Source organism: Ruegeria sp. AF1, assembly GCF_056542125.1.
The window spans coordinates 1-23,527 of the sequence record NZ_JBQFZG010000028.1; the positions used below are offsets into that span (position 1 = coordinate 1).

General features: G+C 57.8%; 27 protein-coding genes. 13 read left to right on the top strand and 14 right to left on the bottom strand.

Annotated features, from left to right (window positions below; all coding sequences use genetic code 11):
• Window positions 1–119 precede the first annotated feature (119 nt).
• Entirely contained in the window at window positions 120–443 is a 324-nt protein-coding gene (locus tag ACR0BK_RS19765; RefSeq protein ID WP_480519483.1) for a hypothetical protein, read from the bottom strand.
• 232 nt (window positions 444–675) lie between these two features.
• Here ACR0BK_RS19765 and recO point away from each other — a divergent pair, with 232 nt between their 5' ends.
• Window positions 676–1,401, top strand: a complete 726-nt coding sequence (gene recO, locus ACR0BK_RS19770) for a DNA repair protein RecO (protein WP_480556013.1) — start codon at window positions 676–678, stop codon at window positions 1,399–1,401.
• Here the strand turns inward: recO and ACR0BK_RS19775 are convergent.
• From ACR0BK_RS19775 to ACR0BK_RS19785, 3 genes are all read right to left on the bottom strand, one after another.
• The gene (locus ACR0BK_RS19775) at window positions 1,385–1,777 is read right to left on the bottom strand and encodes an META domain-containing protein (RefSeq protein ID WP_480507408.1); all 393 of its coding nucleotides are present in this window, start codon (window positions 1,775–1,777) and stop codon (window positions 1,385–1,387) included. The genes recO and ACR0BK_RS19775 overlap by 17 nt on opposite strands.
• A 40-nt stretch (window positions 1,778–1,817) precedes the next feature.
• A complete protein-coding gene (locus ACR0BK_RS19780; protein ID WP_480556002.1) occupies window positions 1,818–2,372 on the bottom strand; it encodes a hypothetical protein in 555 nt (184 codons plus the stop codon).
• Window positions 2,373–2,624: 252 nt separating this feature from the next.
• Window positions 2,625–4,316 carry an acyl-CoA dehydrogenase family protein gene (locus ACR0BK_RS19785; protein ID WP_480519489.1) on the bottom strand — a complete coding sequence of 564 codons (1,692 nt, stop codon included), beginning with the start codon at window positions 4,314–4,316 and terminating at the stop codon, window positions 2,625–2,627.
• A 144-nt stretch (window positions 4,317–4,460) separates the two neighbouring features.
• On the opposite strand from ACR0BK_RS19785, the gene ACR0BK_RS19790 reads away from it, so the two are divergent.
• Window positions 4,461–5,225, top strand: coding sequence for a sulfite exporter TauE/SafE family protein (locus ACR0BK_RS19790; RefSeq protein ID WP_480507412.1), 765 nt, complete (start codon window positions 4,461–4,463; stop codon window positions 5,223–5,225).
• 4 nt (window positions 5,226–5,229) lie between these two features.
• Here the strand turns inward: ACR0BK_RS19790 and ACR0BK_RS19795 are convergent, their stop codons facing one another.
• The 3 genes from ACR0BK_RS19795 to ACR0BK_RS19805 form a co-directional block, all read right to left on the bottom strand.
• Window positions 5,230–5,775, bottom strand: a complete 546-nt coding sequence (locus ACR0BK_RS19795) for a hypothetical protein (protein ID WP_480556003.1) — start codon at window positions 5,773–5,775, stop codon at window positions 5,230–5,232.
• 33 nt (window positions 5,776–5,808) lie between these two features.
• The gene (locus ACR0BK_RS19800) at window positions 5,809–6,099 is read right to left on the bottom strand and encodes a hypothetical protein (RefSeq protein ID WP_209506363.1); all 291 of its coding nucleotides are present in this window, start codon (window positions 6,097–6,099) and stop codon (window positions 5,809–5,811) included.
• A 378-nt stretch (window positions 6,100–6,477) separates the two neighbouring features.
• Window positions 6,478–8,076, bottom strand: a complete 1,599-nt coding sequence (locus tag ACR0BK_RS19805) for a phosphoenolpyruvate carboxykinase (protein ID WP_480556004.1) — start codon at window positions 8,074–8,076, stop codon at window positions 6,478–6,480.
• A 345-nt stretch (window positions 8,077–8,421) separates the two neighbouring features.
• On the opposite strand from ACR0BK_RS19805, the gene ACR0BK_RS19810 reads away from it, so the two are divergent.
• Genes ACR0BK_RS19810 through ACR0BK_RS19840 form a run of 7 tightly spaced genes read left to right on the top strand, consistent with a single transcriptional unit; the run spans window position 8,422 to window position 13,843 of the window.
• On the top strand, window positions 8,422–9,126 hold the full coding sequence (locus tag ACR0BK_RS19810; RefSeq protein WP_267364197.1) for a response regulator transcription factor: 705 nt from the start codon (window positions 8,422–8,424) through the stop codon (window positions 9,124–9,126).
• Between the two features lie 31 nt (window positions 9,127–9,157).
• Window positions 9,158–10,876 (top strand): ATP-binding protein, encoded by a 1,719-nt coding sequence (locus ACR0BK_RS19815; protein WP_480556005.1) that lies wholly within the window; start codon window positions 9,158–9,160, stop codon window positions 10,874–10,876.
• A 3-nt stretch (window positions 10,877–10,879) separates the two neighbouring features.
• Window positions 10,880–11,350, top strand: coding sequence for an HPr kinase/phosphorylase (locus ACR0BK_RS19820; RefSeq protein ID WP_480473855.1), 471 nt, complete (start codon window positions 10,880–10,882; stop codon window positions 11,348–11,350).
• On the top strand, window positions 11,347–12,228 hold the full coding sequence (gene rapZ, locus ACR0BK_RS19825) for an RNase adapter RapZ (RefSeq protein WP_480473854.1): 882 nt from the start codon (window positions 11,347–11,349) through the stop codon (window positions 12,226–12,228). The genes ACR0BK_RS19820 and rapZ overlap by 4 nt, the downstream gene beginning before the upstream one ends.
• A complete protein-coding gene (locus ACR0BK_RS19830; protein WP_480556006.1) occupies window positions 12,225–12,617 on the top strand; it encodes a PTS sugar transporter subunit IIA in 393 nt (130 codons plus the stop codon). The genes rapZ and ACR0BK_RS19830 overlap by 4 nt, the downstream gene beginning before the upstream one ends.
• 16 nt (window positions 12,618–12,633) lie before the next feature.
• On the top strand, window positions 12,634–12,903 hold the full coding sequence (locus tag ACR0BK_RS19835) for an HPr family phosphocarrier protein (RefSeq protein ID WP_209506323.1): 270 nt from the start codon (window positions 12,634–12,636) through the stop codon (window positions 12,901–12,903).
• Between the two features lie 40 nt (window positions 12,904–12,943).
• The gene (locus ACR0BK_RS19840; RefSeq protein WP_480473853.1) at window positions 12,944–13,843 is read left to right on the top strand and encodes a lysophospholipid acyltransferase family protein; all 900 of its coding nucleotides are present in this window, start codon (window positions 12,944–12,946) and stop codon (window positions 13,841–13,843) included.
• A 47-nt stretch (window positions 13,844–13,890) separates the two neighbouring features.
• On the opposite strand, the gene ACR0BK_RS19845 is transcribed toward ACR0BK_RS19840, so the two are convergent.
• Window positions 13,891–14,766 carry a 3-hydroxybutyryl-CoA dehydrogenase gene (locus ACR0BK_RS19845; RefSeq protein WP_209506328.1) on the bottom strand — a complete coding sequence of 292 codons (876 nt, stop codon included), beginning with the start codon at window positions 14,764–14,766 and terminating at the stop codon, window positions 13,891–13,893.
• A gap of 164 nt (window positions 14,767–14,930) precedes the next feature.
• Here ACR0BK_RS19845 and ACR0BK_RS19850 point away from each other — a divergent pair, with 164 nt between their 5' ends.
• On the top strand, window positions 14,931–15,734 hold the full coding sequence (locus ACR0BK_RS19850; RefSeq protein WP_480556007.1) for a DUF6473 family protein: 804 nt from the start codon (window positions 14,931–14,933) through the stop codon (window positions 15,732–15,734).
• 59 nt (window positions 15,735–15,793) lie between these two features.
• On the opposite strand, the gene ACR0BK_RS19855 is transcribed toward ACR0BK_RS19850, so the two are convergent.
• The 6 genes from ACR0BK_RS19855 to ACR0BK_RS19880 form a co-directional block, all read right to left on the bottom strand.
• Window positions 15,794–16,723, bottom strand: a complete 930-nt coding sequence (locus ACR0BK_RS19855; RefSeq protein WP_480556008.1) for an electron transfer flavoprotein subunit alpha/FixB family protein — start codon at window positions 16,721–16,723, stop codon at window positions 15,794–15,796.
• Window positions 16,723–17,481 carry an electron transfer flavoprotein subunit beta/FixA family protein gene (locus ACR0BK_RS19860; protein WP_267364208.1) on the bottom strand — a complete coding sequence of 253 codons (759 nt, stop codon included), beginning with the start codon at window positions 17,479–17,481 and terminating at the stop codon, window positions 16,723–16,725. Before ACR0BK_RS19860 ends, ACR0BK_RS19855 begins: the two co-directional genes overlap by 1 nt.
• A gap of 200 nt (window positions 17,482–17,681) precedes the next feature.
• On the bottom strand, window positions 17,682–18,254 hold the full coding sequence (locus tag ACR0BK_RS19865; protein ID WP_480556009.1) for a cob(I)yrinic acid a,c-diamide adenosyltransferase: 573 nt from the start codon (window positions 18,252–18,254) through the stop codon (window positions 17,682–17,684).
• Window positions 18,254–18,457, bottom strand: coding sequence for a twin transmembrane helix small protein (locus ACR0BK_RS19870; RefSeq protein ID WP_480519502.1), 204 nt, complete (start codon window positions 18,455–18,457; stop codon window positions 18,254–18,256). Before ACR0BK_RS19870 ends, ACR0BK_RS19865 begins: the two co-directional genes overlap by 1 nt.
• A gap of 77 nt (window positions 18,458–18,534) precedes the next feature.
• Window positions 18,535–19,362: an SDR family NAD(P)-dependent oxidoreductase gene (locus ACR0BK_RS19875; protein ID WP_480556010.1), complete on the bottom strand. Its 828-nt coding sequence runs from the start codon at window positions 19,360–19,362 to the stop codon at window positions 18,535–18,537.
• A 69-nt stretch (window positions 19,363–19,431) separates the two neighbouring features.
• Window positions 19,432–20,061, bottom strand: coding sequence for an SH3 domain-containing protein (locus ACR0BK_RS19880; protein WP_480556011.1), 630 nt, complete (start codon window positions 20,059–20,061; stop codon window positions 19,432–19,434).
• Window positions 20,062–20,262: 201 nt separating this feature from the next.
• Between ACR0BK_RS19880 and ACR0BK_RS19885 the strand changes: the two genes are divergently transcribed.
• The 3 genes from ACR0BK_RS19885 to ACR0BK_RS19895 form a co-directional block, all read left to right on the top strand.
• Window positions 20,263–22,611 carry a DNA topoisomerase IV subunit A gene (locus tag ACR0BK_RS19885; RefSeq protein WP_480556012.1) on the top strand — a complete coding sequence of 783 codons (2,349 nt, stop codon included), beginning with the start codon at window positions 20,263–20,265 and terminating at the stop codon, window positions 22,609–22,611.
• A gap of 99 nt (window positions 22,612–22,710) precedes the next feature.
• Window positions 22,711–23,304 carry a hypothetical protein gene (locus tag ACR0BK_RS19890; RefSeq protein WP_480473846.1) on the top strand — a complete coding sequence of 198 codons (594 nt, stop codon included), beginning with the start codon at window positions 22,711–22,713 and terminating at the stop codon, window positions 23,302–23,304.
• A gap of 112 nt (window positions 23,305–23,416) precedes the next feature.
• Window positions 23,417–23,527 (top strand): GTP-binding protein (locus tag ACR0BK_RS19895; protein WP_170744588.1); only part of this gene is annotated, 111 nt, incomplete at its 3' end.

Here is a 23,527-nt window from a genome sequence, read left to right on the forward strand (position 1 = left end):
ACGCTTGCGCTTCCTGTCTCGATCCCATCATGGCTGATCCCTCCCTTTAGGAAGAATTGAATCAGCAACTTACCAACCGATCAAGCCCGAGTTTTTCAACAAAATAGGCCCAAAGTTACCTATTGATTTTGGGAAGATTCCCAGTCTTCAGCGTATCTGGCCAGGACAGCATGCTTGTCCAATTCGTCGAGTGTAAGGGTTTCCGATAAGTGCATCGCAACGATAATCGCATGCGACATAACACAATGCTGAAAGGAGTATTTCTGTGAACCTGCCAGCCTTTGATTTTCATAGAGAAGTTCGCAAACAAAGAAAAAATCAGACGTAACAGCCGATAGTGCAACGAGCTTTTCCCTGAAGTTATCGCAACTGTTCAAAAAACTGGAATTCAGCAAAATTTGGAATACCGCTTTAGTTTCTGCGTAAACCGTTTCAATATCCATTGCTTCCAACCTTGCAGATACAGGTTCAAAAAACACATTTCACCAGGAAAGACGAGCAATCTTTTGTAAGTTGGTTTGACAGGAAGGTTTGTCCGCATAGATGCCTAGCCCCCTCCCGTCGGACCAGGCGATTCACGTATCTTTCCGCGTTTGATGTGTAAAACCATTGCAGAACGGACCCCTTCACGATTTTCTGGGAACACCACAACTCATTCACCGACAGGACCCCGAATTGGACTGGCGCGATCACGGCATCCTACTGACCTCTCGCCGCCACGGCGAAACCTCAGCGATTATCGAGGTCTTTACCGAATCCCACGGGCGTCATGCCGGTGTGGTGCGGGGCGGGACCAGCCGCAAGATCGCACCGATCCTGCAACCCGGCGCGCAGCTGGATGTGCTGTGGCGTGCGCGGCTGGAGGAACATATCGGCACCTTTCAGGTCGAACCCCTGCGCTCGCGCGCGGCGGCGGCGTTTTCCGGGCGGCTGGCCCTGTCCGGGCTGAACGCCGTCGTGTCGCTTTTGTCCTTCTGCCTGCCCGAACGGGAGGCGCACCCGGCGCTCTATACCCGGACCGAGCGGTTGATGGACCTGTTGGGACAGGATGAGATATGGCCGCTGGCCTACCTGCGATGGGAGCTGGCGCTGCTGGACGAGCTTGGCTTCGGCCTTGACCTGACCGCCTGCGCCGCGACCGGCACGACCGAGGGGCTGGTTTATGTGTCGCCCAAGACCGGGCGCGCCGTCAGTGCCAAAGGGGCCGGGGAATGGGCAGACAAGATGTTGCCGCTGCCGCCCTGTCTGCGGGGTGAAGGCACCGCGCCGGATGCCGAGATTGCGCAGGCTTTGCGCACAACAGGATATTTCCTGAACCACCGCGTCGCCCCCGCGCTGGGGCATAACCCTTTGCCCGAGGCGCGCGCGCGGTTTTTGGATCAGGTCACTCGGCGGCTGTGAACACCATCTCGTGCCCGTCCTCATTACGCAGGATCAGCACATCGCCCGACACTTCGGATTGGGTCATGGCCAAAAGGGCGGCGAAATAGACCCCTTCGGCCTCAAGCCCGGCGCAGGCGGCCCGCGTTGCTCTCAGGTCCTGAATTTCGAACCACGGGTAGGGCGCGTTCAGCGTGCCGTCATAGCTGTTGCAGGGGGCATTTCCGGTGATCCTGCCCTCTTCTGGGAACCGCAGCAGGGCGCTGGCGGCAAAGGGCTGTCCGTCGATCTCCTGCAACGCCCATGTCCGGTCTGCCGCGCCATAGGCGGCAACGGATTCATCCCTGTCGCATTGAAACAGGGCCATCAAAGGCAGGGTCAGGATCAGGCGTGTCATGGCAGGGTTCTAGCGTATCAGCCCTATCGGCGAAACCGGGTCAGTAGGGCAAAGACCCGTTCAGAAGCCGCTCGCGCACTTCCAGCCGGGGTGCCCAGTTGTATCGTGTATCCTCGCGCACCGGCGCCCAGAACAAGGCACCGCTGTTGCGCCAGGGGTCCAGGATAATGCCATCATACATCGTGTCCCCCTTGGCGCTGATCGATGCCGAATGGTGGATGATGCGAAACGGGGTCGGCGGCGACGTGGCCCAGTGCAGATCCAGCGTCCGGAAATTCTCCTGCCGCAGGCGTTTGGTCATCGCTTCGGCCCAGTCATTACACAGGCCCTTTTCGCGGAACCCGTTGATGATCTTGGCGTTGTGGATGATCGCCGGGTCGGTGACATTCCAGTCCTGCTTCAGCTGCTGCGAATAGGCATAGGCAATCGTGGCCGCTTGCTGTGCCTCGGCCGGATCGACATCCGCCCCAAGCCCCCGGATCGATTGCGCCAGCGCGTCCACATCACTCCGGCTCACCGTCGGCTGCGAGGTGGTGCAAGCCGCCAGAGCAAGAGCCGCAAGAACAGCACACATAGCAAGGAAAGGTCGGGTCATGCGTTATCCCAAAAGTTAATTGCGACGTCTCGTGTTCGGCTGATGCTCTACCGGTGAAAGGGGCGGGATCAAAGGGGGAAGTTTTGAAACACGTGGGTCATTTGTGACCGTCACGCGGGCCACGAGGGGCGATGGTTTGCTTTGTACAAAACGTACTCTGCATGGTTCGGACCGCGTACAGATTGTACAAAACAGGAAAAAGACCCGGCGCAAGCGCCGGGCCAGTCGGGGAAACAGGACTGCCGGAATGGGTCACCCGAGCAGACGTCGTGCGATGACCTGTGCCTGAATTTCAGCAGCCCCTTCGAAAATGTTAAGGATACGCGCGTCACACAGAACGCGGCTGATCTTGTATTCCAGCGCAAAGCCGTTGCCGCCATGAATCTGCAACCCGTTGTCCGCCGCAGCCCAGGCCACACGCGCACCAAGCAGCTTGGCCATACCGGCCTCAAGGTCACAGCGTTGGCCGTGATCTTTTTCCCATGCGCTGAAATAGGTCAGCTGACGCGCGATCATGATCTCGACCGCCATCATCGCCAGCTTGCCGGCCACGCGCGGGAAATTGATCAGGGATTTTCCGAACTGCTTGCGGTCGATCGCATATTGCATGGCGATGTCCAGCGCACACTGTGCCACGCCGATGGCGCGGGCGGCGGTCTGGATGCGCGCACTTTCGAAGGTTTCCATCAACTGCTTGAAACCTTTACCTTCTTCTCCGCCCAGCAGGTTCTCACCCTTGACATGGAAGCCGTCAAAACCCAGCTCGTATTCCTTCATGCCGCGATAGCCCAGAACCTCGATCTCGCCACCGGTCATGCCGGGGGTGGGAAAGGGATTCTCGTCAGTGCCCGGTGTCTTTTCCGCCAGGAACATGGACAGGCCGCGGTGGTCGGTGCTGTCGGGGTTTGTCCGCGCCAGCAGGGTCATCACATGGGTTCGCGCGGCGTGGGTGATCCAGGTCTTGTTGCCGGTTATCTTGTAATCGCCATTCGCGTCCTTGACCGCGCGCGTGCGCAGGCTGCCAAGGTCTGAACCGGTGTTAGGTTCCGTGAAAACGGCAGTCGGCAGGATCTCGGCACTGGCAATCTTTGGCAGCCACTGTGCCTTTTGCGCGTCGGTGCCGCCTGCGATGATCAACTCGGCCGCAATCTCGGATCGGGTACCCAGCGAACCAACGCCGATATAGCCGCGCGACAGTTCCTCGGACACCACGCACATTGATGCTTTGGACAGACCGAACCCACCGAACTCCTCAGGGATGGTCAGGCCGAAAACACCCATTTCCGCCAGTTCTTCAATGATTTCCAGCGGAATCAGTTCATCCTTCAGGTGCCAGTCATGCGCGTTTGGTTCGACCTTTTCCTGCGCGTAGCGGCGGAACTGGTCCCGGATCATCTCAAGCTCTTCATCCAGACCGGACGCGCCGAACATCGTAGCTCCGGCCTGATCCTGCATCAGCGCAACCAGACGGCTGCGCGCAGCCTGAGAATTGGCCCGCGCCATCAGGGTCTGCACTTCGGTTGACTGAAAGCCCGACAGCGCGTCCCAGCCAAGGCCCATATCCTGAAGACGCACCACCTCGCCCTGGTTCATCGGAATACCGCCCGCCACCTGGTGCAGATATTCGCCAAACGCGATCTGGTGCAGCAACTGCTCGATCTCACCAAATTTGCCATCGGCTTGCAGCGCTTCTGCCCAGCGCTGCATCTGTTGCAGCGACTGCGAATATGTCGCCAGCCAGGCCAGACCATGCGCAGCGGTCTGATTTGCTTCGATCAATGCGCCAGAGACCCGGCCTTCAGCGGTCACCATGCCACGCACGGATGCGCGGGCTTTTTCAAAAACGGCGTCCACAGCAGGCACGGCGGCTCGCGTCAAATCCAGAAGATCGGGCAATACTGCATCAGTTGTCATTTGGGTCATATCCTGTCCGTCATGGGCCATGAATCGCGTCCTTTCCTCGGTCGTCTGGTCATATCATGCTGCACGTGCAGCGCAACAAAAATACTAATTATGCCGTTAAAAAGTTCAAAAATTACCTGAACATTTTTGCAATGCAGAAGAAAATCCAGATGATATCTAGAGGGCATGGACCTGTTTTCCCTTCTGTCGCCGCAAGAGCTGTTACTTGCCATCGCCGTTGCCTTTGCCGCCGGGTGGGTCAAGGGCATGGTTGGATTTGCCATGCCCATGGTGTTTGTATCTGGCCTGAATTCGTTTCTGCCGCCGGATCTGACCTTGGCGGGGCTGATCCTGCCGACCCTTGTCACCAATGGCGTTCAGGCTTTTCGCGGGGGCGCCAGCGCCGCACTCAGCTCTATTCGCCGGTTTCGGGTGTTCCTGGTGGTTGGCGGTATTTTTCTGGTGCTGAGCGCACAGCTGGTCACGCTGGTGCCCGGCTCGGTCTTCCTGCTGCTGATCGGCGCGTTCGTGTCCTTCTTCGCCCTTGTGCAGGTTCTGGGCGTCAGGCTGGTGCTAAATCATCCATCAACCGGTGTTGAGGCCGTTGTTGGCGGTGTCGCCGGGTTCGTGGGTGGCATGTCGGGCATTTGGGGTCCCCCCACAGTTGCATATCTGACGGCCTTGAATACCCCGAAGAAAGAGCAGATCCGAATTCAGGGTGTCATCTATGGATTGGGGGCGGTCATGCTGCTGGCCGCGCATGTCTGGTCCGGTTTTCTGCGCGTGCAAACGGTTCCGTTTTCAGTAATCCTGATCGTTCCTGCCATGCTAGGGATGTGGGTCGGATTGAAACTGCAGGATCGTATCGATCAGGCCAGCTTTCGCAAGGCCACGCTGTTCGTTTTGCTGTTGGCGGGCTTGAACCTACTGCGGCGTGGCCTGATGGGCTGAAGCTCTAGTCCGGTCGCCTGTCTGCAAACCGGAACGCGAAATACAGACCAAGCATCAGAAAGAACAGGCCCGAAATGTCGCCGATCAGGAACGCGATGTACTCAACCGTTGCACTGCCAAAGACCAGATTGGTCAGGCCAGAGACCAGAAAAGATGTGGCTATGCCCACGCCCATAACGCAAACCCAGCAGGGTTTGCGGTTCGGGTTGGGGAACAGGTCCCATCCGACAGCCTTCAGCAGATAGAAAACCGCAGGAACCGTCAGGACCGCGACAGCAATTGCCAGCAGGCGGGTGGGCAGGAAAACATCCGTTCCCGCCAGATAGGCAAAGACGATGAACACACCCGGCAGCAATGCAAATACTGCGCGCCACCCCAGCAGCCAGGCCGACAGAACCCGGACGCCATGCGGCAAAAACAGCAGGCTCGCCCGGCTTGGGTATTCCGGAAAAAACACGTTCTGCATTGGCATCAGCACAGCGAAGGTCAGTATCGACGCAAGCACGTAAGCCAGTGAAGCCGCAAGGGTGTCAGTCGCCCAGCCGCGCATCGCAATTACCGCATCGTGCGCGCACGGGGCGCATCATCTGGGGGCATGAACGATGTACCGCCCGCGATTGGCGCTGCCGCTTTGCGAAAGATAGCCTTTTTCAACCAGCGATTTCAGCGCGCGGAAAAAAGTTGGGCGCGAAATGCTTTGAACCAAAGTATGCTCGATCAAACCGAACGTACGCACTTCTTGAGTGGATTTTGAAAGCTCTTCCGCGGCGTAGTAGATGTCGCGCTCAACCGGAGATAGTTTTTCCAGCCCAAGCGTCCGCTCCATGCTTTGCATCAGTTTGCGTAGTTCGGTGAGTTTCGAGATTTCCGTCATGGTGTTACCTGTAGTTTTCTGTGCCAACTGTGGCCTGTCCGCGACCATTTGAACCACGCTGATCGCAATACCAATCAGCCAGTCCCATGTTGACACTCATCCCCGTTTACTTAGACTAGAAGCCTGATTAGGTTGCTCAATTCAGCGTTGTGAGTGTGCGCATATGAGCTTCCACAAAGTCCTTTCAGTCAGTGCCCGGCGCGAATGTGCCGGGCTTTTTCGTCTCAACAGTAAATATGCCTAGCGCAGATCGCACTTTGAAACAACGCACTTGTATGTGCATTTAATGACATACAACTATAAGATGAGTATTTAGTGGGCGGCTAAAGGAGCTGCGGATCGGCAAAAAGAAAGGGGCCCAGCGGCCCCTTTTTTCGTTTATCCGATTGCGACGGCTTTGATGTCGTCATCAATGAATGGCAGATACTGCTCGAAGTTCTCGGCAAACATCTGCACCAGTTTCTCGGCCTGCTTGTCGAAAGCGGCCTGATCATCCCAGGTCCGACGCGGGTCAAGCAGAACTTCGGGGACGCCCGGGACAGAGACGGGAACGTCAAAGCCGAAATTGGCGTCCTTGCGGAACTCGGCGTCGCGCAGCGAACCATCCAGCGCTGCGGTCAGCAGGGCACGGGTGGCCTTGATCGGCATCCGGCTGCCGACACCATAGGCGCCACCGGTCCAGCCTGTGTTGACCAGCCAGCAGGTCGCGCCGTGCTGGGCGATCTTGTCACGCAGCAGGTTGCCGTAGACTTCCGGGCGGCGCGGCATGAACGGTGCGCCGAAGCAGGTTGAGAAGGTGGGTTGCGGTTCGGTTACGCCACGCTCGGTCCCGGCCACCTTTGAAGTGAAGCCCGACAGGAAGTGATACATTGCCTGTGCAGGCGTCAGCCGCGCGATCGGCGGCAGTACACCAAAGGCATCGCAGGTCAGCATGATGATGTTCTTCGGATGACCACCCAGCGCGCTTTTCGAGGCGTTCGAGATATATTCAAGCGGATAGGCGCAACGCATGTTCGCGGTCAGCGAGTCGTCGTCGAAATCCAGTTCCTTTGTCTCTGGGTCAAAGACCATGTTTTCGATCACGGTGCCGAATTTCGAGGTGGTCGCGTAAATCTCCGGTTCGGCCTCGGCGTTCAGGTTTATGGTCTTGGCATAGCAGCCGCCTTCGAAGTTGAAGGTGCCCCGATCCGACCAGCCGTGCTCGTCATCTCCGATCAGCGTGCGCGAAGGATCGGCGGACAGGGTTGTCTTGCCAGTGCCGGACAAGCCAAAGAAAACGGCGGTGTCGACCGCGTTGCCGACTGCATGATTGGCCGAGCAGTGCATCGGCATCACGCCTTTTTCTGGCAGCATGTAGTTCAGTAGGGTGAATACGGATTTTTTGTTCTCGCCCGCATATTCGGTGCCGCCGATCAGGATCAGCTTGCGGTCGAAGTTCAATGCGATCACTGTTTCGCTGCGGCAGTTATGCTTGGCCGGGTCAGCCTTGAAGCTGGGGCAGTTGATGATGGTGAAGTCAGCCGTGAAATCATCCAGATCTTCGCGGTCGGGACGGCGCAACAGGTGGCGGATGAACAGGTTGTGCCAGGCAAGCTCAGTCACCATGCGCACGTTAATCGCGTAGGTCGGGTCGGCACCACCGACGAGGTCCTGCACGAAATAGTCGCGGCCTTTCATATGGGCCAGCATGTCTTGGTAGAGGGCGTCAAATCCCTCGGAGCTCATCTCGGCATTGTTTTCCCACCAGATGGCGTCGGCCACGCTGCTGGTTTTGACGACATGCTTGTCCTTGGGCGAGCGACCGGTGAACTTGCCAGTGGTGACCAGAAAGGCACCGCCATTTCCAAGTGTACCTTCGCCGCGCTTCAACGCTTCTTCGATCAGCGCCGGTTCCATGAAGTTATAATAGACATTGCCCAGACCCTCGATGCCCTGATCCTCGAGGCGGAATTGCGGGTTAACCCGTCCAGATGTCATGTGTGTCTTCTCCTGTGGCGGCGCCGGGGCTTTGGGCCCTGAGGCGCCTTTGGGGCAGTGTACCGGGAAAACCGGCGGCTGAGCGCGTCTTATCATGGTCGTTCAGGACATGAACAGGCGGGTTTGACGCAGTTAGCGCAACCAAGCTCGGGTTTAGCGCCATCACAAATTCAATGACCGAGAACCGGGCATATTTTTGCGGGCATAAAGGCAAATTTGCCGCAGACCTGCCGCAACAAAGGCACGATTCGCAGTTACGGATTGATTCGGCGTCTTAAAACCGCCAACAATGCCTTACAAATAAGCGAATTATTGCGCGAGTGAGCAGGAATAGGGGTGAGCCCGATGTCAAAGATTGCACTTGTGGATGACGATAGAAACATTCTGACGTCTGTATCCATGACACTCGAAGCCGAAGGTTTCGAGGTTGAAACTTATAATGATGGCCAGGCCGCGTTGGATGCGTTCAACAAAAAGCTGCCGGACATGGCCGTGCTCGATATAAAGATGCCGCGTATGGATGGCATGGATCTGCTACAGCGGCTGCGTCAGAAAACGCAGATGCCGGTGATCTTTCTGACCTCGAAAGATGATGAAATCGACGAGGTTCTGGGTCTGCGCATGGGCGCGGATGACTATGTAAAAAAGCCCTTCTCGCAACGGTTGCTGGTTGAGCGCATCCGCGCGCTGCTGCGCCGGCAAGAAGCAACAAGCGGCGATGCGATCGCTGCCAATAGCAATGACACAAAGGTTATGGAACGCGGCGACTTGCGGATGGACCCGCTGCGCCATGCAGTCAGCTGGAAAGGGAATGATGTATCCCTGACCGTGACCGAATTCCTGCTTCTTCAGGCACTTGCCCAGCGTCCGGGTTTTGTCAAAAGCCGCGACCAACTGATGGATGTGGCCTATGATGATCAGGTTTATGTGGATGACCGTACGATCGACAGCCACATCAAGCGTCTGCGCAAGAAGATGCGCGCGGCTGATCCCGAGTTTTCGGCGATCGAAACCCTTTATGGTATCGGTTACCGGTACAACGAAGAATAGGCGCCACGCCAGCAAGGGGTAATGGGCTCTCGTGCGCGACACCGAAGCAGCAAGCGAACTACGTGACGGTGACGTCGTACTCGGGGATGACTGGGTCATTCCCGACGATTCCGAGTCAGCGGAACTGAGGGAAAAACGTTCTCAGAGAAACCTGTTTTCTCTGCGAGGCTCGCCTTTGGCGCGCAAGATCATCACCTTTAACCTGATCGCGCTGGTGATCCTGGTTACGGGGCTGCTGTATCTGGACGATTCGCGGAAAGAGACGGTTCAGCAAACAGCGCGCAATCTGCTTGGCGATGCGCAGCTGGTCAGCAACGTCTTTGAAACCCAGCTGCGACAGGGTGCGCAACACACCGCACAGGATGCTGGGAACCTCGACGTAAGAGATACGCTGTCTGGATTGACACTTCCCGAAGGCGGCGAAGTCTTTGTCTATGACGCCAGTGGCACCCTGATTGGCTGGACACGCGGCGCCCCGCAAGTGTCGACCATGCCGGTTCTTCTGCAAACCAATTCCGAGCTGCAAACCGGCAGCACAGTAATCAGCGACACGCTGAACGCGGTGTGGATCGGTGTGTCGAACCTTCTCAACTGGTCGACCGAGGTCGAGGCACCGACGCTGGCACAACGGGTGCAGGGAATAATCCCGCAGGCGCTGGCAGGCCAAAGTCAGGTGCAGGCTGTTCAGGACGCCGCAGGTGAGACCGTGATCGTGGCCGCTGCGCCGATCCTCTACGAAGATACCCCGGCCGGAGCGGTCGCCATCACCGGCCCAGCAGGCGAGATTGACGCATTGGCCCGTCGCGAGCAGGAACGCATCCTGCAAATGTTCGTGGTGGCTTTGCTGGTTTCGGTGGGTCTGAGCCTTGTGCTGGCTTCGACCATCGCCAACCCGCTGGCAGATCTGGCCGCAGCGGCGGAAATGGGTAAGGACCGGGGCACAGGGGTCAATCCGGGGCGCATTCGCATCCCTGATCTTAGCGCCCGTCCCGATGAAATCGGCCGCCTTAGCCGCGCTTTGCGGGGCATGGTAAATGCTCTGTATAATCGGATTGACGCAAACGAACAGTTCGCAGCTGATGTCGCCCATGAAATCAAGAACCCCCTGGCCAGCTTGCAATCCGCTGTCGGTACATTTCGCATGGTCAAGCGCGAAGATCAGCGCGACAAGCTGCTGGCTGTGATCGAGCATGACGTTCGGCGTCTGGACCGGCTGGTCAGCGACATCTCGAACGCATCGCGTCTTGACGCGGAACTGGTCAAGGAAGAAGAGCAACCCTTTGATCTGCTCAAACTGATTGGCAATTTAGGTCAATATCTGGGTGAGGATGCGCGATCGAAGGGGATCGACTATATCACCGATCTGCCATCCGATCCGATTGTCATCAACGGGCTTGAGGCCCGGCTGGCGCAGGTTTTCGTCAATCTGATCACCAATGCCATTTCCTTCTGTGAAGAAAATGACGCGATCAGGGTCTGGGTGCGTCAGCGCGACAACCGTGTTCTTGTCGTGGTCGAAGACACCGGGCCGGGTATTCCGGAACAGGCCTTGACCAAAGTGTTCAAGCGATTCTATTCGCAACGCCCACCCGAGCATTTCGGCAACAATTCGGGGCTCGGTTTGGCCATCTCGAAACAGATTGTCGAAGCCCATGGCGGCGTAATCTGGGCTGAGAATATCCGCCCGACAGAGGCTGATATCACGTCAGACCCGCTGGGCGCGCGTTTTGTGGTGGGGTTGCCCGTTTAAACCATGCAAGCAGGTTCTCTGTCAGACGCCAAAGACCGGGACAGCGCTTGTGTTCATGCCTCATGTATAACAGTGGCCGGGCGCGGGCTGTTGATTGTCGGTGCCTCGGGCGCGGGAAAATCGGCATTGGCATTGCAGATGATGACCTATGGGGCAGGGCTGGTTGCGGATGATCGGGTTGAACTGTCAAGGCGGGGCCATCAGGTCATTGCCGCCGCCGTGCCGCAGATACAGGGTTTGATCGAGGCCCGTCACATTGGTTTGATCAAAGCGGATGCATTCGGACCGGTCCCTTTGGACTATGTTATGGACCTGGATCAAAACGAGCCGCAGAGGTTGCCTGCCGAGGCGACAATCGTGCTGCTGGGGCAAACTGTTCCCTTGCTTCGCGGGGCAGGCGTGCCCAACTTGGCCGCAGCGTTGATGCAGCTTCTGAAATATGGGCGTGTACACCCGGAATGGCCGAACAAATGACAGAGCAACGGCGGATCGTGTTGGTTACAGGCCCATCAGGGGCCGGAAGATCCACAGCCATTCATGTCCTGGAAGACCTGGGCTTTGAGGCTATCGACAACTTGCCGATGGGCCTGTTGCTGCGCCTGCTGGACAGTGCGGACAGCGACCGCCCAATGGCGCTGGGCATTGACGCCCGCAATCGCGATTTCTCGACAATCGGGTTTATCGAACTGGCCGAAAGCCTGGGTCGCATGGCGCGGGTGGATTTGACCGTTCTGTATCTGGATTGCAGCGACGACGTGTTGGTGCGCCGGTTTTCGGAAACCCGCAGGCGGCACCCCGTTGCCAAGAATGCCAGCCCTGAGACCGGCGTTCAGCGTGAAAAAGAGCTGCTGGCCCCCATACGCGAGATTGCAGATACCCTGATCGATACAAGCCATCTGAACGTGCATCAGCTGCGGGAAGAAGTTGAAAACTGGTTTGCGCCCCAAGGGGGGCGACATCTGGCAGTTTCAATCGAGTCGTTTTCGTACAAGCGGGGCCTTCCGCGCGGGCTGGACATGGTCTTTGATTGCCGGTTTCTGGCAAACCCGTATTGGCGCCCCGAGTTGCGGGCGGCGGACGGGCGGCACTCGGACGTTGCGCGCTTTGTTCAATCGGATATGAATTACGCACCCTTTCTTGAACGTGTTATGGATTTGCTTACTTTGTTGCTGCCGGCCTTTCGGGCCGAAGGAAAAGCACATCTGTCGGTGGCTTTTGGATGCACGGGTGGGCAACACAGATCCGTCGCAATGGCAGAAGCTGTTGCAAAGGCCCTTGCAGAGGACGGGCAGCAGGTGGCAATTAGACATCGCGAGATGGAACGTCGGTCGTTGAGTGTGAGGTCGGATTGATCGGAGTAGTGATCGTTGCGCATGGCGGTTTGGCCCAGGAATACCTGGCCGCCACACAGCATGTGGTCGGACCGCAGCCCGGCCTTGTGGCCATTGCGATCGAACCCGACCACGATAGGGATGAAAAACAGGCGGAAATCTGTCGTGCGGCTGACGAAGTGGATATGGGCGACGGTGTTGTCGTTGTAACCGACCTGTTCGGTGGCAGCCCTTCAAATCTCAGCCTGCGGGCCTGTGCGCCTCAGGATCGGCGGATATTGTATGGGGCAAACCTGCCAATGCTCATTAAATTGGCCAAAAGCCGCCACTTACCCGTTGGTGATGCTGTCCGCCAGGCAATGGAAGCTGGACGGAAATACATCAATGCGCAAAATGTGACTTTGGACTAAAACCGGATTGATGAATATGACCACCCGAAGCCTGAAAATTATCAATGAAAAAGGTCTGCATGCCCGCGCCTCGGCAAAACTGGTCGAGGTTGTGGAAGGTTTCGACGCGCATGCCGAGGTGTCGAAGGACGGAATTTCTGCGTCAGGTGACAGTATTATGGGCCTTTTGATGTTGGCAGCCTCTCGCGGAACAACTATTGACGTCGAGACCTCCGGGCCGGATGCTGAAGCATTGGCAGAAGCTCTGGAAGCGCTTGTGAACGACAAGTTCGGAGAGGGGTTCTAAGCTGCCCTTGCCGGGACAGGAAGAACGGGAAGACCAGGAATTGGCGGAAACGACGCACGAGACCAAGACAAGCCCGGTGGTGGATGGGACCGCAGATCAGGGCGAGATCTACGACCGTAGAACTCTGACCTATGCAAACTCGTTCGATGACGCCTGGACTTCAACGGCCATTCGCGCCATCGAATGGTGCACGGGCAAGCTGACCATTCTGCGGATGGTCAACAAATTCGAGAAAAAGAACGAATTTTATCGTGGGCAGCGGTTCTGGGGTGGCGCGCTTGAGGTGATGGGGATCGACCTGACCACGCCGCTAGAGCAGATCGCCCGTATTCCAAAAACCGGCCCTGTGGTTGTCGTTGCCAACCACCCCCACGGAATGGTGGATGGTATGATTCTGGCCGAGTTGATCGGGCGGGTCCGCAGTGATTATCGCATTCTGACCCGCTCGGTCCTGACGGGTCTGGATGAGGCCGCGACATCTTTCATGATCCCGGTTCCATTTCCGCATGACCCCGAGGCGCAGGCCAAGATGCTGGAAATGCGTGGCAAGGCGATGGACCATCTGAAGGACGGCGGCGTCGTGGCGCTGTTCCCGTCCGGTGTCGTCATGTCATCGGATGACTGGTTTGGCCCCGCAGTCGAGCGCGAGTGGAATGTGTTCACCGCAAAAATGATCCGCCGTTCAGGCGCGCGCGTGGTGCCTATTTTCTTTCCCGGCAGCAACTCGCGATGGTACCAGATCGCCAACAAACTGTCGCCGATCCTGCGGCAAGGCTTGCTGCTGCATGAAATCGTCCGCTCGTGCAAAAAACCGCAATCGCCAGTCATCGGCGATCCGATCTCGGATCAGGACATGGAACAGTTGGAGCGTGACCCGCGTGGTTTCATGACATGGCTCAGAAACCATACAATGTCGCTGGGCAAGTCAGGCCAATCCTGATCCGTGTCTTCATCTGACCGACACCGTGCTTGGCAAGGGCGGTTTTGTTAACGTGTCGGAACCGGCACCTCGCCGCGATAATCATAGAAACCGCGCTGCGTCTTGCGCCCCAGCCATCCGGCCTCAACGTATTTCGTCAAAAGTGGGCAGGGGCGATACTTGGTATCAGCCAGACCATCATGCAAGACGTTCATGATGGCCAGACAGGTGTCCAGCCCGATGAAGTCCGCCAACTCCAACGGCCCCATAGGGTGATTCGCGCCTAGCTTCATCGATTGGTCGATAGACTGGACGCTTCCGACACCTTCATACAGCGTATAAACGGCTTCGTTGATCATCGGCATCAGGATGCGGTTAACGATGAAAGCCGGGAAATCTTCGGCGCTGGCAGCTGTTTTGCCCAACCGGTCCACCACCGCTTTGCAGGCTTTGAAGGTTTCCTCATCCGTTGCGATACCGCGGATCAGTTCCACCAATTGCATGATCGGAACCGGGTTCATGAAGTGAAAACCCATGAAACGTTCGGGTCGGTCGGTACGGCTGGCCAGACGCGTGATGGAAATGGACGACGTATTCGACGTCAGGATCGTATGCGGCAGGAGGTGTGGCTGCAGATCTTCGAAAATGGCCTGTTTGACCGTTTCCCGCTCGGTCGCAGCTTCGATCACCAGATCGGTCTGTCCCAGCTGCGGCAATTCAAGGGTGGTTGTAATACGCTTCAGGGCCGCCTGCATCGCATCGTCAGTGATCTTGCCGCGTGATGCCTGACGCGCCATGTTGCCTTCGATCGTGGCCATTGCGCTGTTTAACGCATCCTGACTGACATCATTCAGCAAGACATCGTATTCCGCCAAAGCCAGAACATGAGCAATGCCGTTGCCCATCTGACCCGCGCCAATCACCCCGACCGATTTAACTTCCATGTTCAGCTGCCTTTGCCCTGGAGGATACCGGGACAGTATCGGCAGACCGGGGCAGGCGGCAAGGGGATCGAACCGGTCAATTTTGCTTCAAATGCGCGCATTAGGAGATTCTCAATACCTAAGGCCGCAAATTGGCATTTGGGTGAAAATGTGGGGGGCTTGGTATGAGCTTTCATCGGGTCAGCGACAGCACAGAGGCCGCGTGCCAATATGCAGGATCAAACCTTTGGTTTCGGGCACCGCCCGGAAATCTTGAGACGCCTTACGTGGCCTGTCTGGGTGGAGAAGAGACGTTTGGCCGGTTCGTGAAATATCCGTACCCGGCATTGCTTGCAAAAAGATTGCCGCAGCCTTGTATCAATTTTGGCAGTCTTTTTTGCGGGGCTGAGGCACTGCTTGCTGATCCGGGGGTCTTAAATCTTGTCAACGGATCGGACCTTTGTGTGCTGCAAGTGCTGGACGTGCCTTACCAGTCGAACAGGTTTTATCGCGTGCATCCGCGTCGGAATGATCGGTTTCTTGAACCCTCGTGCGACCTGCTGGACTTTTATCCCGAGGTCGATTTCACGGAAATCCACTTTGTCAGGCATTTGCTGGAACGGTTGCGTGTCATAAAGGACGCGCGCTTTGAGGTTGTGGCACAGGAGTTGCGAGAGACTTGGTTGCGCAACACATCCGAGCTGATACGCCGGATCAAGCCGGGGGTTGTTCTTCTCTGGCTGCATATACAGCGACAGGAAGACCGGCATCGCGACCTTGTCCTGCCCGACGCTGACATGATCGAACAGGTTCGACCGCTATGTGCCGATGTCGTGGAATGCTCGGTCAGTGTGTCCTCCTTGTCAGACGAGATCGAGGACGTGTTGTTCGGGACGCTGCAACAGCCTGTGGCCGAGCATATGCTCGGCCCCTCTGCGCATAGAGTGATTGCCTTGAAGCTTGAGGCGGCTTTGAGGGGATTGAATTGAAAAAGGCCCGCTTGGTGGCGGGCCTTTGGTGATTGTGGGGCTAAGATCCCGGGCTGTGTTCAGCCGAGTTTTTCGGTCAGTTCCGGGACCGCCTGGAACAGGTCGGCGACCAGTCCGAAGTCGGCGACCTGGAAGATCGGTGCTTCTTCGTCCTTGTTGATCGCAACGATGACCTTTGAATCCTTCATGCCCGCAAGGTGCTGGATTGCGCCCGAGATTCCGACCGCGACATACAGATCAGGCGCAACAACCTTGCCGGTCTGACCCACCTGCCAGTCGTTCGGGGCATAGCCCGAGTCCACAGCGGCGCGCGATGCGCCAACCGCTGCACCCAGCTTGTCAGCCAGAGCTTCGATCAGCTTGAAGTCGTCTTGCGAGCCGACACCACGGCCGCCCGAGACAACAACGCCTGCCGAGGTCAGTTCTGGCCGGTCGCTTGCAGCCACCTTGTCTTCGACCCACGACGACAGGCCGGGATTGTCGCCGACCGAGATGGTCTCGACCGCAGCCGAGCCGCCGGTCCCCGCCGCATCGAAGGACGCGGTGCGGATGGTGACGACCTTCTTGGCGTCGTTCGACTTCACGGTCTGGATCGCATTGCCCGCATAGATCGGGCGCTCAAACGTCGAGCCGTCAACCACGCCCGAGGCATCCGAGATCACCATCACGTCCAGCAGGGCTGCGACGCGCGGCATCACGTTCTTGGCGTCGGTGGTCGCGGGGGCCACGATATGCTCGTACCCATCGGCCAGACCCACGATCAGCGCGGCGGTCGATTCCGCCAGGCGATGACCCAGCGACGCGTCTTCGGCCACCAGCACCTTGGACACGCCGTCGATCTTGGCGGCAGCCTCGCCGGCAGCGGCGGCCGAGCCACCTGCGGCCAGAACGGTCACGTCACCCAGCGCCCTGGCGGCGTTGACGGCCTTGGCGGTGGCGTCCAGCGCCAGTTCGCCATTGTTGACTTCGGCAAGCAGAAGTACAGCCATTACACAGCCCCCGCTTCTTTGAGTTTCGAAACCAGCTCATCCACCGAGCCAACGATGATACCTGCGGCCCGTGCCGGCGGTTCTTCGGTCTTGACGATTTCCAGGCGCGGCGTGACGTCGACGCCGTAATCGGCGGCAGTTTTCTCGTCCAGCGGCTTTTTCTTCGCCTTCATGATGTTGGGCAGCGACGCATAACGCGGCTCGTTCAGGCGCAGGTCAACGGTCACGATGGTCGGCATCTTGACGCTGATGGTCTGCAACCCGCCATCCACCTCGCGGGTGATCTTGGCGCTGTCGCCTTCGATATCCAGTTCCGAGGCAAAGGTGCCCTGCGACCAGCCCAACAGGGCCGACAGCATCTGGCCGGTGGCGTTCATGTCGTTGTCGATCGCCTGCTTGCCCGCCAGAACGATGCCGGGCTGCTCTTCCTCGACCACTTTGGCCAGGATCTTGGCAACCGCCAGCGGCTCGATATCGGTGTGCACATCATCCGTCGCAACAACCAGAATCGCGCGATCAGCCCCCATGGCCAGCGCGGTCCGCAGCGTCTCCTGCGCCTGCTTCACACCAATCGAAACGGCAACAACTTCGTCTGCCTTGCCAGCCTCTTTCAGGCGAATGGCCTCTTCAACCGCAATCTCGTCGAACGGGTTCATCGACATTTTGACATTGGCGAGATCAACACCGCTACCGTCCGCTTTCACGCGGACCTTCACATTGTAGTCAATCACGCGTTTGACAGGTACCAGTACCTTCATTGTAGCGCTTTCTCCTCAAAAAAACGGCAAGCCGCGAAGGCGACTCCACCAATGCTCTCGTCGGACTTGATAACGTCTGCTGCACCCGCAAAACAGAGCAAAATCGTCACGTCGTCGCGTCGGGACGTCGCGTTTTGCAGTTTTTTACCTTGAGGCACGCAAGATTGTTGCCCGCATTGTGCCTATTTTCTGGGAAATATTCAGCGGTTCGCGCCAGGAACCCACAGCACGTCGTCCTTGCCATCGTTGTTTGCGCAACGGGCCGCGACGAAAAACCAGTCACTTAGCCGGTTGAGGTATTTGACGGCCACATCGTTAACCGGTTCCATATTTGTCAACTCGACTGCCAATCGCTCGGCGCGACGCGATACGGTGCGGCACACGTGCAAATGCGCGGCCAGCCGCGACCCCCCCGGCAGGATAAAGCTGCGCAGCGGTTCCAATGTTTCGTTCATGATGTCAATTTCGGCTTCCAGCCGGTCGATCTGAGCGGATACGACTCGCAGCGGTGGATAGTCCGCTTCGGCATCCTTCTCCATTTCAGGGCGGCAGAAATCTGCGCCAAGATCAAACAGGTCGTTCTGAATCCGCGACAGGGCGGCATCGACTTCGCCTTCAGCCTCGGTGCGGGCCACGCCAACAAAAGAATTCAACTCGTCCACTGTTCCGTAGGCGGCAACGCGTCCCGAATACTTTGCCACACGCTCGCCATTTCCCAGTGCGGTTTTGCCATCGTCGCCGGTGCGTGTGTAGATTTTGTTCAGCACAACCATTACTGCACTCCTTGCCCGCGTAGATAGACGTAAAGCACGATTAAAACTACGGCGATGAACTGAAAGAGGATGCGCAGGCGCATCATCTTGTTGCTTTTCTTAGCTGCTTCCATGCCGCCTTTGCCGAAATTCGCGATGCCCAGGGCTAACACAACGACAACCGCCGCCATGGCCAGAAGCAGAATGACCATTAAAGGGTCCATTTAAAGTCACCGTCCGGTTTTTTCGATTATCACCCATCTAGCGTCAAGGCACCGAAAAGCGAACGGGAAATAACGTCTCAGATATCCGAAAGGATGCGGTCCGTGGCTTTTGTTGGCAGAATCCGGCGCAGAACCCCTGCGATATATGTCGGGGTGGTCACATAGTAGCGTGGTTTGGGGCGGCGCGCCTCGACCGCATGGGCCAGCTTGTCGGTGACAGCAGAGGCGGGCAGTTCGAACCGGTCGGGCGCACTGTTTTCGTATAGTCGCTTCAGCAGCGAACCTTCGTATTTTTCCCGCAGGGCCGAGTTCTCCCAGTCGATGTATTTTTCGAACACCGGGATTGCCTTTTCCCTGAGCTTTGAGGTGATCGGGCCGGGCTCGATCAACACGACCTGAATGTTTGCATCCCGCAGCTCCAGCCGCAAGGTGTCGGTCAGTCCTTCGATGGCGTATTTGGTGGCGACATATGCGCCGCGCCAGGGGAAGGCGACAAGGCCCAGTACCGAGGAACATTGCACAATCCGGCCGTGACCCTGTTCCCGCATGACGGGAATAACCTGTCGGGTCAGTTCGTGCCATCCAAAGACATTGGTTTCAAAGATATGACGCAGAGCGTCTGTCGGGACGTCTTCAACCGCACCGGGCAGCCCGTGCGCGCCGTTGTTGAACAGTGCGTCCAGTGTTCCGTCCGTTGCCTCAAGTACATATGACAATCCCGAGGAAATGCTGTCGGGTTCGGTATAGTCGATTCTGGGGCTTTCAAACCCTTGCGCGCGCAGGCGATCACAGTCGCGCTGCTGTCGGCAGGATGCAAATACACGCCAGCCTCGTGCACGCATTCCGTGTGCTGCGTCCAGCCCAATGCCCGACGAGCATCCCGTAATAAGAATCGATTTCTGCATGTGCCTTCCGAAGTTGAACCCCGCCAAAAGCTAGGGTGGGGTTTGCGGCAGGGCAATGACGTCCGGGCGTCAGTTTGATGTTTTCCGGACAAGTGATGCTGAAATCCACCCAACCTGTTGCGCGGGCAACACGCGCAGGCGCAGCCAGCCGGTGCCGGAGTCACTCAGGACCTCGACCCGTTGGCCAAGCGCGGCCTTGCCGATGATGGGATAGATCGTGCCGGGGCCATCGCGCAGATTAACCCGGGTGCCCGAAATTTCGCGGATGTCGGTCTGGGCCTCGGCAGGCGTGGGCAGTTTGACGACGGGCAACTCAGCGTCGGTGACCACCTGCTCCAGTGCGGTCACACCCTGTTCCAGTGACGCCAGGGTCAGTGTCACGCTTTCGTCTTTAAAGAGCGAGGGATTGGCTTTCAGGCCAGCCGCGACCTGCGAGAGGAGGGCCTTTGTTTCGGTCTCGCCCAACTGGGTTACCGCCTCGGCAACAGGTGGATCCGCCAGAGCGGGTTTGACGGCGGACCGGGTGACCAAATCTTCGACAGGTGCAGGTTCAACGACCGGGGCAACCGGTTCGGCCACGACAACCACGCGTTCCGGTTTGGCAGGGCGTACGCCGCGCGGTTCAAAATCGGGGCCGCCGCTCATCACATAAAAGGTCCAGCCGAGCGCGGCAAAGGTAACAAGTATCAGGCGCGTCATGGCGCATCCCCCAAAGCAATCGTAACATCAACAAATGGCAGCAAATCAATTGATGAGATCTTAGCATATTTTGGGTGACGAGTCGAAAAATGGGGGAAAACAACACGGTGTCTCCCCCTGTTGCAAAAAGCACGACTTTTCCCCAGCAATTTATGTGCTGCTCGCTTTACCAGGGCGCACTTGCGTCGTATCACATCATATATGAACGATACGATCGATGACCCCAACATGGAGGCCCCTGCAGGTGGGGGCGAGGTGGCGGAACCGCTGCGCCGCGCGATTGGTGAGCGGTATCTGACCTATGCGCTGTCCACCATCATGCACCGGGCGCTGCCCGATGCGCGGGACGGGTTGAAGCCGGTTCACCGCCGAATCCTCTATGCGATGAGAGAGTTGCGACTCAGTGCAACCGGAGGTTTCCGGAAGTCTGCCAAGATTTCCGGCGACGTGATGGGCAACTATCACCCGCATGGCGACGCCGCGATCTATGACGCGATGGCGCGTCTGGCACAGGATTTCAACGTCCGCTATCCGCTGGTCGACGGGCAGGGCAATTTCGGCAATATCGACGGCGATAACCCGGCGGCCTCGCGATACACCGAGGCGCGGATGACCATCGTGGCCGAGGCGCTGCTGGAAGGGTTGAACGAAGACGCCGTTGATTTCCGCGACAATTACGACGGCACCCTGACCGAACCGGTCGTGCTGCCTGCACAGTTCCCGAACCTGCTGGCCAATGGCGCAAGTGGTATCGCGGTGGGGATGGCGACGAATATCCCGCCGCACAACATCTCGGAACTCTGCGATGCCTGTCTGCATCTGATCAAGACACCGGAGGCGCGCGACGACACGTTGCTGAACTACGTGCCCGGCCCAGATTTCCCGACCGGAGGCGTGATTGTCGAGCCGCCCGAGAATATCGCGCAAGCCTATCGCACCGGGCGCGGTTCGTTCCGTTTGCGCTGCAAGTACGAGGTCGAGGACTTGGGGCGCGGACAGTGGCAGATCATCGTCACCGAGATTCCTTATCAGGTTCAAAAGTCCAAGCTGATCGAGAAGATCGCCGAGCTGATCCAGACCAAGAAAATCCCGATCCTTGCCGATGTGCGGGACGAATCCGCCGATGACATCCGTCTGATCCTCGAGCCGCGCTCCAAGAATGTGGACCCTGAGGTGCTGATGGGCATGCTTTATCGCAACTCGGACCTTGAGGTGCGGTTCAGCCTGAACATGAACGTGCTGATCGACGGGGTGACGCCCAAGGTCTGCTCGATGAAGGAAGTGCTGCGCGCGTTTCTAGATCACCGACAAGAGGTGCTGCTGCGCCGCTCGCGCCACCGCATGGCCAAGATCGACCACCGGCTGGAAGTGTTGGAGGGCTTTATCGTTGCCTTCCTGAACCTCGACCGTGTGATAGACATCATCCGCTACGACGAAGACCCCAAAGCCGCGCTGATGCGCGAGGATTGGGGGATCGACCACATCCGCGCCACCAGCGAGGCCGACTATGTCTCACCCAAACCGGGCGAGGGCGAGTTGTCCGAGGTTCAGGTTGACGCGATCCTCAACATGCGCCTGCGCAGCCTGCGCCGTCTGGAAGAGATGGAGCTGGTTCGAGAACGCGATGAGTTGATGCTGGAACGTGCCAACCTCGAAGACCTGTTGGCCGACGAAGGCCTGCAATGGGCCAAGATTTCCGAGCAGTTGAAAGAGACGAAAAAGACCTTCGGCAAAGATTACGAAGGCGGCGCGCGCCGCACGCGGTTCGCCGAAGCGGGTGAGGTCGAAGAAGTGCCGCTTGAGGCGATGATCGACCGCGAACCGATCACGGTCGTCTGCTCTCAGATGGGTTGGATTCGCGCCATGACCGGTCATATCGACCTGACCCGTGAATTGAAGTTCAAGGATGGCGATGGGCCGCGCTTTATCTTCCATGCGGAAACGACCGATCGGTTGCTGGTCTTCGCTTCGAACGGGCGGTTCTATACAGTCAGCGCGGCCAACCTGCCCGGCGGGCGGGGCATGGGCGAACCCCTGCGCCTCATGGTCGATTTGCCGAACGAGGCACGGATCATCGATATCCTGATCCACAAACCGGGGCGCAAGCTGCTGGTGGCCTCGGATGCGGGCAACGGGTTCATGGTGCCCGAAGATGACGTGCTGGCCCAGACGCGAAACGGCAAGCAGGTGCTGAACGTCAAGGACGACGAAACAGCAGTGATCTGCAAACCGGTCGAGGGCGACCACGTTGCAATCGTGTCCCAGAACGGCAAGTTCCTTGTCTTCCCGACAGAAGAATTGCCCGAAATGACTCGCGGCAAGGGCGTGCGCCTGCAAAAATACAATATGGCACGCGGGCGGCAGGGAACGCTTGAGCTGGACGGCGGTCTGTCTGACATCACCACCTTCAACTGGGAGGAGGGCCTGAAATGGTCCATGGGAGGCGACAAGACCCGGCATGAGGCAGATATGTCCCAATGGCTGTCCAAGCGCGCCAGCGTAGGGAAAAAAGCGCCTTACGGCTTCCCGCGGGACTATAAGTTTTCGTGATCCGACCCCGGTTGCGGTAGAAATCCACCGATACGGCTTGGCACAACCCGTATCGGTGCGCTACACCCAATAAAAACAGGCCTATCGAGACAGAGAGACATGTTGCGCATTCTGACCCTAATCACCGGATTGGCCCTGATGGCCGCATGCACGCAGACGCAGGTTTATGAACCGCCTGAATCGCTGGGTGAATTCAAGCTGCGGGTCAACTACGCGTTCGCTGACAAGGCCGTGCAAGGGCCAGTATCCCGCGATGCAACACCCGACGAATGGACGAAGGCCATCCAGAATGCAGTCGATATTCGTCTGGGCCGTTATGAAGGTACGCAGGAATATGACATCGGAATCAGCCTGGAAGGCTACATGCTGGCGCCCCCGGGAATCCCGATCATCTACAATCCCAAAAGCACTGCGATTGTGCTGGTCAACGTTTATGACGTGAAGAAAGAAAAGTTTCTGGCAAAGGGAAAGCAGTTCCAGGTGCTGGAAGACACGACCGGAGGCAGTGCGCTGAAAGGGTCGGGGCACGAGCGTACCAAAAACGAACAGATGGCCGGTCTGTCACTGAAAGTAGCCGACCGGGTCGAAGAGTGGCTGGCTGAAGAACATGAAGAGAATGGCTGGTTCGAAAAACGGCCAGACCTGATCCAGCCCCTCGATTCCACCGAGGTTACGCAAAATCCGGCGGGATAACCGCATTTCCCTCAGGATGTGCTTGATTTTCCCCTTTGAACCAAATATCTCGCGCGCGCAGATAGTAACCCGGGACCAAGGGTCCCCCAAATCGCAAAAGGGCGCCTGAGGAATGGCAAAGGAAAAGTTTGAGCGTACAAAACCGCACGTCAACATCGGCACGATTGGGCATGTTGACCACGGCAAGACGACGCTGACCGCAGCGATCACCAAGTATTTCGGT